The 12,159-nt window shown below is 43.8% G+C and carries 11 protein-coding genes; 4 read left to right on the forward strand and 7 right to left on the reverse strand.

Annotation, left to right across the window (positions count from 1 at the left end; genetic code table 11):
* Positions 1-279 precede the first annotated feature (279 nt).
* From pgsA to uvrY, 3 genes are read right to left on the reverse strand one after another with little or no spacing between them, the layout of a single operon-like run.
* The gene (gene pgsA / locus CBX98_RS15310) at positions 280-837 is read right to left on the reverse strand and encodes a CDP-diacylglycerol--glycerol-3-phosphate 3-phosphatidyltransferase (RefSeq protein WP_005394805.1); all 558 of its coding nucleotides are present in this window, start codon (positions 835-837) and stop codon (positions 280-282) included.
* A gap of 46 nt (positions 838-883) precedes the next feature.
* Positions 884-2,716, reverse strand: coding sequence for an excinuclease ABC subunit UvrC (gene uvrC / locus CBX98_RS15315; protein ID WP_109169697.1), 1,833 nt, complete (start codon positions 2,714-2,716; stop codon positions 884-886).
* Position 2,717: 1 nt separating this feature from the next.
* On the reverse strand, positions 2,718-3,362 hold the full coding sequence (uvrY, locus tag CBX98_RS15320) for a UvrY/SirA/GacA family response regulator transcription factor (protein WP_005386783.1): 645 nt from the start codon (positions 3,360-3,362) through the stop codon (positions 2,718-2,720).
* Positions 3,363-3,789: 427 nt separating this feature from the next.
* On the opposite strand from uvrY, the gene CBX98_RS15325 reads away from it, so the two are divergent.
* Positions 3,790-6,153: a DNA polymerase II gene (locus CBX98_RS15325; RefSeq protein WP_109169698.1), complete on the forward strand. Its 2,364-nt coding sequence runs from the start codon at positions 3,790-3,792 to the stop codon at positions 6,151-6,153.
* Here CBX98_RS15325 and CBX98_RS15330 read toward each other — a convergent pair.
* Positions 6,150-6,917, reverse strand: coding sequence for a hypothetical protein (locus CBX98_RS15330; RefSeq protein ID WP_012841624.1), 768 nt, complete (start codon positions 6,915-6,917; stop codon positions 6,150-6,152). The genes CBX98_RS15325 and CBX98_RS15330 overlap by 4 nt on opposite strands.
* A 194-nt stretch (positions 6,918-7,111) precedes the next feature.
* Here CBX98_RS15330 and yeiP point away from each other — a divergent pair, with 194 nt between their 5' ends.
* On the forward strand, positions 7,112-7,678 hold the full coding sequence (yeiP, locus tag CBX98_RS15335; protein ID WP_005376801.1) for an elongation factor P-like protein YeiP: 567 nt from the start codon (positions 7,112-7,114) through the stop codon (positions 7,676-7,678).
* 2 nt (positions 7,679-7,680) lie between these two features.
* Complete coding sequence (locus CBX98_RS15340; RefSeq protein WP_005376800.1) at positions 7,681-8,001, forward strand: HI1450 family dsDNA-mimic protein; 321 nt, start codon at positions 7,681-7,683, stop codon at positions 7,999-8,001.
* A 185-nt stretch (positions 8,002-8,186) separates the two neighbouring features.
* Here the strand turns inward: CBX98_RS15340 and rluB are convergent, their stop codons facing one another.
* On the reverse strand, positions 8,187-9,125 hold the full coding sequence (gene rluB, locus CBX98_RS15345; RefSeq protein ID WP_005376798.1) for a 23S rRNA pseudouridine(2605) synthase RluB: 939 nt from the start codon (positions 9,123-9,125) through the stop codon (positions 8,187-8,189).
* A 545-nt stretch (positions 9,126-9,670) separates the two neighbouring features.
* On the opposite strand from rluB, the gene CBX98_RS15350 reads away from it, so the two are divergent.
* Positions 9,671-10,381 carry a calcium-binding protein gene (locus tag CBX98_RS15350; RefSeq protein ID WP_005394815.1) on the forward strand — a complete coding sequence of 237 codons (711 nt, stop codon included), beginning with the start codon at positions 9,671-9,673 and terminating at the stop codon, positions 10,379-10,381.
* A 102-nt stretch (positions 10,382-10,483) separates the two neighbouring features.
* On the opposite strand, the gene CBX98_RS15355 is transcribed toward CBX98_RS15350, so the two are convergent.
* Both CBX98_RS15355 and CBX98_RS15360 read right to left on the reverse strand, forming a co-directional pair.
* On the reverse strand, positions 10,484-11,104 hold the full coding sequence (locus CBX98_RS15355; RefSeq protein ID WP_005376791.1) for an L-threonylcarbamoyladenylate synthase: 621 nt from the start codon (positions 11,102-11,104) through the stop codon (positions 10,484-10,486).
* Between the two features lie 185 nt (positions 11,105-11,289).
* Positions 11,290-12,147 (reverse strand): PHP domain-containing protein, encoded by an 858-nt coding sequence (locus tag CBX98_RS15360; RefSeq protein WP_109169699.1) that lies wholly within the window; start codon positions 12,145-12,147, stop codon positions 11,290-11,292.
* Positions 12,148-12,159 lie beyond the last annotated feature (12 nt).

Genomic DNA, 12,159 nt, shown 5'->3' on the forward strand with positions numbered 1-12,159 from the left:
ACACTTGTTTATCATAAAACTTTGGCTACGCCTTACACTGCTGGCCGTGCGTTACGTGTATTGAAGCGTTAACAATCAGGAGACTCGCTTCTCTGAGACTCTCCAAGGGCAAAAACAAGACTTAGATCACATATGGAATTCTATCGAAACAGGAACTCAGATAGAAATTTCAAGCATGGCCGTTAGCAAGCATTAAAAAACGTGAGAAGCAAGGAAATGCTGTAGATTATCTTAGATACAAAAAAGCAGGCTATTAAGCCTGCTTTCTAATATCAGAATTTAATGATGCTCTTCATTCAACAGATCATCTTTCGCAGCAGCTAAATATTGAATCATTGACCAGTACGTCAAGAAAGTTGCCACATACAAGGCCGCAAAGCCTAGCCAAACCATCCATTCATCGTAACGCCATATCAACACCCATAAGGCGAACATTTGCGAAACAGTTTTTACTTTGCCAACCCAAGATACCGCAACACTGGCTCGCTTACCGATTTCAGCCATCCATTCTCGCAATGCTGAGATAATGATTTCTCGCGCGATCATCGTTACCGCAGGAATGGTCACCCAAATTGAATGGTAATGTTCCGTGATTAAAATCAATGCCGTTGCCACTAGCACTTTATCAGCAACAGGATCAATAAACGCACCAAAACGAGAAGTTTGGCCAAGTTTACGGGCCAACATGCCGTCAAGCCAGTCAGTAAAACCCGCTACCCAAAACACCATTGCTGCTGCAAACGGTGCCCATGAATAAGGTAGATAAAAGACAACCACAAAAACAGGGATTAGGAACAGTCTAAGAAGAGACAGAATGTTCGGGATATTCAAACGCATTTTATTATTCTCTTACACATTGCGGCTTAATGTTGCGCGATTTTCCTTATTGTTTCAATGCTTGGAAAATAATTTCTGCTAAAGAGTGACTTATTCCCGGTACTTTGGCGATTTCTTCGACACTTGCACGTTTAAGTTCTTGTAACCCACCCATGTACTTGAGTAACGCCTGACGTCGTTTAGGGCCGATTCCCTCAATCCCTTCGAGTGCACTCGTACGTCTGGTTTTACCTCGCTTAGCACGATGCCCCGCTATAGCATGGTTATGGCTTTCATCACGAATATGTTGAATAAGGTGCAGCGCTGGAGCATCGCTTGGTAAATGAAACTCGTCTCCATCGACTGTAATCAGCGTTTCTAAGCCTGGTTTGCGAGTGACCCCTTTCGCAATACCAATCATGATGGGACGCTTTGGCCAATCACCCCAATATTGCGAAATAATATCATGCGCACGATTTAACTGACCTTTACCACCATCGATAAAGATGATGTCGGGAATTTTCTCTACGTCCAATTGCTTCGAATAACGGCGCTCCAACGCTTGTCCCATTGCAGCGTAATCGTCACCACCGGTAATCCCAGTGATGTTATAGCGACGATACTCCTGCTTAACGGGGCCTTCATTGTTGAACACCACACACGATGCAATCGTACTTTCCCCCATGGTATGAGAGATATCAAAACACTCCATTCGAGCAATAGACTCCAACTTCAATGTTTCGCGAAGCGCATGAAAACGCTGATTAATCGTCATCTTGTGATTGATTTTGGTGGTAATCGCCGTTAGTGCATTCGTGTTCGAAAGCTTGAGATACCTTGCTCGAGAGCCTGTTGGCGAGGTATGGAAATGAACCTTACGACCTGCCACTTCACTTAACGCTTTCTGTATTGGCGCAATATCTTCTGCCAACTCTTGATTCAAAATAATACGAGAAGGAATCGTGCGCGCTTCGTTATGGCTCAAATAGTATTGAGTCAGAAAACTATCGAACACTTCCTGCTGGCTTGTATTTTGTGGGATTTTCGGAAAATGGCTACGGCTACCAAGCACTTTGCCTTGGCGTATCATCAGGATATGAATACACGCAATACCATTCTCCTGAGCAAACCCTAGTACATCCATATCATCCATGCTGTCTTCTGAGACGTACTGCTGCTCTTGAACACGTCTAATCGCTTGGATTTGATCGCGAAATTTAGCGGCATATTCAAAGCGCAATTGCTGACTGGCAACTTCCATTTTCTCGATCAGTTGTTTGAGTACTTGCTGGTCTTTGCCTTGCAAAAACATACGCACAAAGCTAACCAACTCTGCGTATTCTTCATCAGAAATGATGGTATTAACGCATGGTCCTGCACAACGGCCAATTTGGTACATCAAACATGGGCGCGTTCGGTTGGAATAGACAGTGTCTTCACACTGGCGCACAGGAAATATCTTTTGCAGCAAATGCAATGTTTCTCTTACTGCACCAGAATCTGGGTAGGGGCCAAAATATTCACCTTTGCGCTTCTTGGCGCCACGGTGGATAGAAAGCCGTGGGTGCTTATGACCGCTAATAAAGATATAAGGGTAAGACTTATCATCTCGCAGCAAAACATTGTATTTCGGTAAATACTGCTTGATATAGTTATGCTCTAAGATCAGCGCTTCTGTCTCAGTGTGAGTCACTGTGACGTCAATTTTGGCGATATTACTGACAAGCGCGCGAGTTTTCTCACTGTCTACTTTTTTTCGAAAGTAGCTTGAAAGGCGCTTTTTTAGGTCTTTGGCTTTACCTACATAGATGACAACAGCTTCGGCGTTGTACATTCTGTAAACGCCGGGCTGATGAGTTACTGTCTTGAGAAAGGAAGCCGAATCGAAGGGAGGATTCACACTAAAGGGTCTCGGTGTCCAGCATTCCGTGGCGGATCGCTAAGTGAGTTAACTCAACGTCACCATTAATGTCCAATTTACTAAAGAGTCGGTAGCGATAGCTGTTGACTGTCTTTGGACTTAAATTAAGTTGCTCAGAAATATCCGTTACCTTTTGGCCTTTGGTGATCATAAGCATGATCTGCAATTCACGTTCGGATAAGTCTTTAAAAGGGTTCTCAGAGGCTGGAGAAAATTGACTCAATGCCATCTGCTGCGCAATCTCTGGTGAGATGTAACGCTGCCCACTATTAACTACACGAATCGCATTCACCATTTCATCAGGGCCAGCACCTTTGGTTAAATAACCAGACGCACCTGCCTGCATCACCTTGGTTGGAAACGGGTTTTCTGTATGAACGGTAAGTACGATGATTTTCACATCAGGATTCACGCGAAGAATTTTTTTAGTGGCTTCCAAGCCACCAATTCCTGGCATGTTCATGTCCATTAAAACGACGTCAGCATGATTACTGCGACACCATTTTACTGCATCTTCACCGCTGTCAGCTTCTCCTGCTACGTTCATTCCACGGACGTCTTCAATAATACGTCGTATCCCTGTGCGAACCAGCTCGTGATCATCTACAAGGAAAACATTTATCAAACTTGTATCTCCACACTTTGTATTGGTTCTGCACCCACATAACCATTATTTGTTAAATGTGGATATCAGTATGACTGCCTATATACTAACGTAATCGACAAAAAATTGCTTTCTATGAATATGTGCTGAAACGCAAACTTTAGCAAGAACTTATTCATAAACCACTCTATTATTTTAGAGCGTGATGAGCAGAACCGAAATCTAAGAAAAGACAATTAACAACATTAAGTACAATAAATCAAGTAACTAGGTTTCATATTGCCCAGAGAAACACGCTATAACTTAAAATGACACTGTCCCTCTTGCACCAGAGGCTAACTTGTAATCACTAATTCCAGCAAAAATTTGAACCGTTTTCTTTACTGGTTATTTTTACAGTTCTTAATGTTAAACTAGCGTTCTTCAAGTTTTCTAAGGTTTCTCACATTTGAATATCCAACAAGGCTTTCTGCTTACTCGACAGGCACGAGACATCAAAGGTCAAACTCAAATCGAGCTGTGGCTTTCGACAGAAGCAGGTCCTACTCAGTTACTTATTAATGGTGAGAAGCCAGTATTTTTCATCGCTCAGAAACACTCAGAGCAAGCAAAAACACTCGCGCGAGAAAAAAACATACCCGTCGACATCCGCCTGTTGGATCTCAAAACGTTTGAACATACGCCTCTTGCTGCCTGCTATACCAATGTAACCAGAGACGCTCTCACACTTAAAGACACATTCGCTCAAAAAGATATCACCACTTACGAAAGTGATATTCGCCTCGCCGATCGCTACCTCATGGAGCGTTTTATTAAAGGCAGTATTGAGTTTACAGGCAATGTGACTCGTACCAATGGCTACCAACGCGTCCAGAACGCAAAATGCCGTGCGGGGCAATATGAGCCGAAGTTAAACGTTGTCTCGTTAGATCTAGAATGCTCTGAGAAAGGCATTCTTTACTCCATCGGGTTAGACAGCGTCATGGATTTCCGCGTTATCATGATCGGAGAACCAGAACCTTCGGATACACCGATACAATGGGTCCAGGATGAAAAGGCGCTTCTAGAAGCACTCATCGATTGGTTTAAAAAATTCGACCCCGATGTCATTGTCGGTTGGAATGTCATTGATTTTGACTTTCGTCTGTTACACAAACGAGCAGAATGGCACAACATGAAGCTAATGCTTGGTAGAGCAGACCAAGCCAGCTTTTTTAGAAGTTCATCTCAAAGCCAACAAGGGTTTATCTCCATTCCAGGGCGAGTTGTGATGGATGGTATCGATACGTTAAAAACGGCGACTTATCACTTTCGGTCTTGGTCATTAGAGTCTGTATCTCAAGAACTCTTAGGGGAAGGGAAAGAAATCCACAACGTTCATGACCGCATGGATGAGATCAATCGTATGTACCGCTCCGACAAACCATCGCTGGCTAAATATAATTTACAAGACTGCGTGTTGGTGAATAAGATTTTCAATCACACTCACCTGCTTGACTTTGCAATAGAGCGTTCTCGGCTCACTGGTGTAGAACTGGATCGTGTAGGCGGTTCGGTTGCAGCATTCACAAACCTATACATGCCTCAGATACACCGAGCAGGCTACGTTGCCCCAAACCTACACCCTGAAAATTGGATTGCGAGCCCCGGCGGTTACGTGATGGACTCCATCCCTAACCTATATGATTCCGTTTTAGTATTGGATTTTAAGAGTCTATATCCATCGATTATTCGCTCTTTCTTGATTGATCCTATGGGTTTGGTTGAGGGGTTATTACTCGATATTGGAAAAGAAGATAATCAGGCTGTTCCTGGCTTTCGCGGTGGACAGTTCCATCGTACGAAACACTTTTTACCAGAAATGATTGAAAAGCTTTGGGCAGCACGTGATGTTGCAAAGAAGAACAATGAAAAAGCTTTTTCTCAGGCAATCAAAATCATCATGAACTCGTTTTATGGCGTACTGGGGTCATCGGGATGTCGTTTCTTTGATACTCGGTTAGCTTCTAGTATTACCATGCGCGGACATGAGATCATGAAGCAAACTAAAGTGCTGATTGAGGAACAAGGCTATCAAGTGATTTACGGCGATACGGATTCCACATTTGTGTCGTTGAATCGACCATACAGTCAAGTAGAAGCCGACGCTGTTGGAAATCAATTAGTTGATTACATCAACTCTTGGTGGCAAGAACATCTGCGCTCTGAGTACAACCTAACATCTATGTTGGAAATTGAATATGAAACCCACTATCGCAGATTCCTTATGCCAACGATTCGTGGCGCAGAAACTGGCTCGAAAAAGCGCTATGCGGGTTTAATCGGTGAAGGAGAGCAAGAGCGGATTGTATTTAAAGGGTTAGAAAGTGCCCGTACTGACTGGACCTCGTTAGCACAGAAATTTCAAAATACACTCTATAGCATGATTTTCCATGGTGAAGACCCAAGCGACTATGTCCGAGAGATGGTTGAGAAAACTAACAACGGTGAATTTGATGAACAGTTAGTGTATCAAAAGCGACTGCGCAGAAAACTGCATGAGTATCAGAAGAACGTCCCGCCACAAGTGCGTGCAGCTCGTTTAGCGGATGAGATAAATGCCAAGCTTGGACGCCCATTACAGTATCAAAACAAAGGACGAATTGAATACATTATAACCGTGAACGGTCCTGAACCTTATGAGTACCTCAATAGCCCGATTGATTATCAACATTACATTGATAAACAACTCAAACCCGTTGCAGATGCGATTCTCCCTTTCATTGGGACGGATTTTGACAGGCTTTCAGCGCCTCAAATGGGGTTGTTTTAACCGATACGAAACTCTGTTTTCTGGTACTGTTTGACTAACCAATCACCAAACGCATCAATTAGCCCGATAACAGAACGCTTGGGAATACCCCGGCCAGAAAGTAAAATTTCTAGCCGCTCGATCTCAAGCTGCTTTTCAGGATGATAAGTTAAGAATACCTTGCCACATTGTATAGGGTCATCAAACCAACGTTTATCTCGATACATCACCAAAGAGTATGACGCCCTTAGTAGCTTTTTAGCAATCACGCGTTGAGCGGCCACCTGCTCTTCTATCGTCTTCGCTTGGACGATTTTTTTGCGATACACCGTAATCCAATCTTCCACATCCATATTCCAGTGCTTAGCAATTTCCCAACTTGGGACGTAATCACCAAAACAGTCTGCTAGATCATCACCATAAACACAGACACAGCAATGCTTAAGCATAAAGCCCCAAGTGAAAATACTATCTAAATTAGCTACTTCGCTCACTAAGGCTGTACGGACCGATACACCATTAACTTGAGGGTAACTCTGCTGCGCACGCCACTTAATTGTGTTGAGCAAAGTCGCGCGATTGTGCTCAAAGGATGATTGAGTAACGACAACCAGGTCTAAGTTCGACCTCCCAGCGACCGCTGTTTTGCGAGCGACGCTACCATACACATAAACGCTGTGTAAGTTTTGCCCCAGTCCACCTTTGAGACAAGCAGTGACTTCTCTAATTAAAGGCGCAAACTCTGGTTGAAATGGTTGTTTAGGATCGATAACAGGCAGAGACATGACTTAAAACGTGTTCTCAGATGGTTCAAGAAGTTGGACTATATGTTCTCTTAGCCGACTCACTGAATCAAGTCCATTCAGGTGTTTAGTCATGGGAGTAACAACAAATTTCTGCAATGAATTTTAATGCTAGGCGGCTAACTTAGCGCTATAATCACCGAGTTTTGCTTAATAAGTATGAATAGGAATATACAATGCCAAAGGCAAGTGAAATCAAAAAAGGCTTCGCAATCGAGTCTAATGGTAAAACTCTTCTAGTTAAAGACATCGAAGTAACGACTCCTGGCGGTCGTGGCGGCGCTAAAATCTACAAAATGCGTTGTACAGATCTAAACACGGGCGCACGTGTAGATGAGCGTTACAAGTCTGATGACGTTGTTGAAACGGTAGAAATGAACAAACGTGCAGTTGTGTACTCATATGCTGACGGCGATGAGCACATCTTCATGGATAACGAAGACTACTCACAATACACATTCAAGCACAATGAAGTTGAAGACGACATGCTGTTCATCAACGAAGATACACAAGGTATCCACATTATCCTTGTTAACGGTGCTGCTGTGGGTATTGAACTACCATCTTCTGTTGAGCTAGTGATTGAAGAAACTGACCCTTCAATCAAAGGTGCTTCTGCATCTGCTCGTACTAAACCAGCACGCTTCGCTTCAGGTCTTGTCATCCAGGTTCCTGAGTACATTGCAACTGGTGACCGTGTTATCATTAACACAGCTGAACGTAAATACATGAGCCGAGCATAAGCATGTCTGATTTGATTTCTTACGACGACGTCATCGACGCAGCGTACGACATTTTCCTTGAAATGGCTCCAGATAATCTAGAGCCTGCTGACGTGATTCTGTTTACTGCGCAATTTGAAGATCGTGGTGCCGCAGAACTTGTTGAAACTGGTGATGACTGGGTTGAACATGTTGGCTTCGAGATCGACAAAGAAGTATATGCAGAGGTTCGTATCGGCCTAGTAAATGAGGAAAATGACGTTCTTGATGACGTATTTGCTCGTATGCTAATCAGCCGAGACCCTGAACATAAGTTCTGCCATATGCTTTGGAAACGCGATTAACGTTTCTTCATCATGATAAAAAATACCAGCCTAGTGCTGGTATTTTTTTATCTGCTGTTTTGTTTAGCTGCGATATTTGTTTATCCAAACATCCTTCTCTATATCGGCTTTAGATCCTTTTGTTATGTAACAGATAAGAAAAAGGCTTGCCGAATTGGCAAGCCTTTCTGATGTTTTGCTATCGATTAACGATGCTTGTTACGTGCGCCTTGGTCACCAGCAGTCTTCTTCGGCTTACGACGAGAAGGGTTGTTGCTGCGGCCTTTTGGCGTGTTAACACGCTCTTCATGGCGCTTAACTGCGCGACGAATTTTTTGGCTGCGTGCACGCTCACGTTTGCGTGACGTGTTGTCTTTGTTCAGATCAAGCATGGTTTCTTTCTCTGGACGAAGCTCTACAAGCTCACGCAAGTAGTTTACTTCTTTCAGGTCAAGCTCCATCCAACCACCACGAGGCAGTTTCTTGTCTAAGAAGATGTCGCCGTAACGAACACGTTTCAGACGACTAACGGTACACTCTTGCGATTCCCATAGTCGACGAACTTCGCGGTTACGACCTTCGTTGATAACAACGTAAAACGTGTGGTTCATGCCTTCACCACCCGCGTAAACAACATCTTCAAAGCGAGCTAAACCGTCTTCCAGTTCAACACCTTTTACTAGATTACGAACTTTCTGTTCAGTTACTTCACCGAACACACGTACTAGGTATTCACGTTCAACTTGGCGGCTTGGGTGCATTAAGCGGTTCGCCAGTTCACCATCCGTTGTGAAAAGCAGAAGACCAGAAGTGTTCGCATCCAGACGACCAACTGAAATCCAACGAGAGCCACGAATTTTTGGCAGACGATCAAAAACAGTACGACGACCTTCTGGATCGTGACGAGTACACAGTTCACCCTCGGGTTTGTAGTACGCAAGTACACGACAAATCACTTCTTCTTGAATCTTTGCAGAGACAATGTGACCATCGATACGAACTACGCTGCTCTCGTCTTCAAGTCTTTCACCAAGCTTAGCGACTACACCGTTCACGCTAACGCGACCAGATTTAATTAACGATTCAATCTCACGACGAGAACCGTGACCAGCACGTGCTAATACTTTTTGTAACTTTTCGCTCATTTATCTACCTATGTGTCGTCTTCACAGACGTCTAGACCAGAATTGGTCTGTATTTTGCTAATTACCCATTTCAGTGGGATTTTTCGGTTCGACATTATACGTAACTTTCTCAGTTAATGTAAGCTAAATCGGCGCTATTCTCCACACCCAAAATTCACTTTAAAACATCGAAAATATTTACTCTATTCTGCAACTTTTTTCCTACTTAATGCTGATATTGCCCAGCGAGAATCCCACTAATATCGGTCTTCCCGAGCCACTTTAACCGTGCAGTACCTGATAAAATTGTCAGGGTTACAACGATAACCACTTGGGGTGTGTTTACTGTTCGTATTGCTAGAAAGCAACGAAGAATAAGCCGTCCCTGTTTGCTGCTAAGTAATACCAATCATCGTGGATAAATGAGCACTCATAGCAAGAAAGAAGCATCGGTAAGTCACTATTTACTATTAAAAATGACACTAACGTTATCGTGTATTTTAACTAGCTAGATTAGCTCTGCATTTTCGGCGATTGGCATAAATCAGACAAAAAGGAATAGAACAATGTCTATGCTAAATCTAGACCTAAATTGGATTTTTGGGACATCTCAAGATGACGATATGACCGGTACAAAAGGGTCTGAAACAACCGATATTTTCTTCGGCTTCTGTGGTGATGATAAGTTCGTAGGATACGGAGGCAATGATGTTGTCTTCGGGGGCTGGGGAGACGATACCTTGCTCGGTGGCCGAGGGAACGACTTTGTTTCTGGCGGCTTTGGCAACGACTTCCTATCGGGCGGATTAGGAAATGACAAGCTCTTTGGTGGTTGTGGCGATGATACAATTTTTGATTACTCAGGCAACAACTACTTGAGTGGGGGTTGGGGTAACGACACGCTCGTCGTTGGCGATGGTGAATCAGTACTGAGCGGCGGCTGTGGAGACGACACTTTCGTGCTTACAAACCGCCTGGCTATTGGTGTACCCGATCAACCTGTATCTTCCAACGATATTGATATTAAAGCCGATATTGTCGATTTTAATATTTTTCATGACAAACTTGTCTTCGATATGGGCAGAGACACCGACAATGATGGCATTCGAGATACATTCTTGGATTCAGCGGATGATCTGACTTTATCTTATAATGAGTGTGGCTGGGCAGTATTCTCTAGTGATGAATACAATGTCGAAGTAACATTAAACGGCGTGAGCTCTGCATACATCAACTATGCTGAACAAAATGGTATCGACATTTTCGATTTCGCTTAATCTCAAACAGTTAAGTTCAATGAGATATTCGATATGACAACTAAAATAGGAGGCGCGATGCCTCCTATTTTGTTTGACGGTGGTGTACGTCTATTAGTCGAATTATTCGAATGGTGCCGGGTCACCTGATCCCAAACGCACCACAACAGGCTCACCTTCGCTAAAATCAATGACGGTCGTGGGCTGTTCACCTAAGTAACCGCCATTAAGAATCACATCAACCGCATGTTCTAGTTTATCGCGAATATCTTCCGGATCAGACTCTGTTACGTCACTGCCAGGTAGAATCAACGACGTAGACATCATCGGTTCACCTAATGCTTCCAACAAGTCCAAGGCAATTTGATTGTCTGGAACACGGATACCGATGGTCTTACGTTTCGCGTTCATCAAACGACGCGGCACTTCTTTCGTGCCTTTGAAGATGAAGGTGTAAGGACCTGGTGTGTTGTTTTTCAGTAGTCGGAATGCAGAGTTATCCACTCGCGCATATAGAGAAAGTTCCGACAAATCACGACACAGTAATGTAAAGTTATGCTTATCATCCAGACGACGGATCTGACAGATTCGTTCCAGTGCCTGTTTGTTCTCCAACTGACAGCCAAGTGCGTACCCTGAATCGGTAGGGTACACCACAACGCCGCCGTTACGAATGATTGCTACTGCTTGATTAATCAAGCGAGCCTGTGGGTTTTCTGGGTGAACGTAAAAAAACTGGCTCATTGTAATTCCTCATTATCGAGCCTCTCGGCTCTATATTCTTATGTGGAGCTTGAATGCCGCCTTGTTGTGCTTTATCAAGTGACTTCAAGATTCAAAGTGTTGTTCAGTTCCAACGACAAGGAAAGCCACATTAATACCCAATATACACTTTCCAGTTATTTGATGCTGAAACCCACGCTTTGAGGTTACTTTGATATATCCAACGAAGGATCAATACCCCAATCTTTCCAAACTGGTTCGACGCCTGCGGGCAACCAAAGGTTCCTTCCTAGCTCCATCCAAGGGGATGGGTAGTGAAAATCACTGCCTTGAGACGCTAATAGTTTGTATTGTATAGCATAATCAGCCAAGTTGCGCCTTTCTTGTTGCGCTTGCTGTGGCTGTGCAACTTCCATCGCATCGCCGTTTGCTTCTACAAACGCTGCTAGAAGACGCTTAATCCACTTCGCTGTCAACTTATATCTTCCAGGATGCGCCAATACCGCCAAACCACCAGCAGCATGGATAGCATCAACCGCATCTTTCATCGAGCACCAATTCGGTGGTACATAACCTGGGTTATTACGCGTTAGGTATTTTTTAAACACCATTTGCATGGTTTTTGCGTAACCATTATCCACCAACCATTTCGCGAAGTGCGCTCTCGTAACAGGCGCATCACCGGCGATCTGCCTTACTTCTTCGAGCACACCTTCCCGAGTTGCTTTTTGTAGTCGCTCTGCAATCAACTCTGACCTTGTTATGCGGTGCTGCTTCTGCTGCTCGATGAGGACGGATAATTGTTCATTTTCCGGATCGATATTCAAGCCGACAATATGAATGTCTTTGTTTTGCCAGACAGTCGATATCTCAATGCCGTTGATGATTTTGATCGGCAAATTATTGTCTTGAACGTGTTGCTTGGCTAACGCCAAACCGTCAACCGTATCGTGATCAGTGATCGCCAAAACCTCGATATCAAAACTCAGCGCCCTTTCCACTAAATCTTTAGGCTCTAACCGACCGTCCGATGCAGTGGTGTGACTATGTAAATCAATTCTCATATTTTTATCGTT

Source organism: Vibrio sp. T9 (assembly GCF_003123985.1).
GTDB lineage: Bacteria > Pseudomonadota > Gammaproteobacteria > Enterobacterales > Vibrionaceae > Vibrio > Vibrio diabolicus.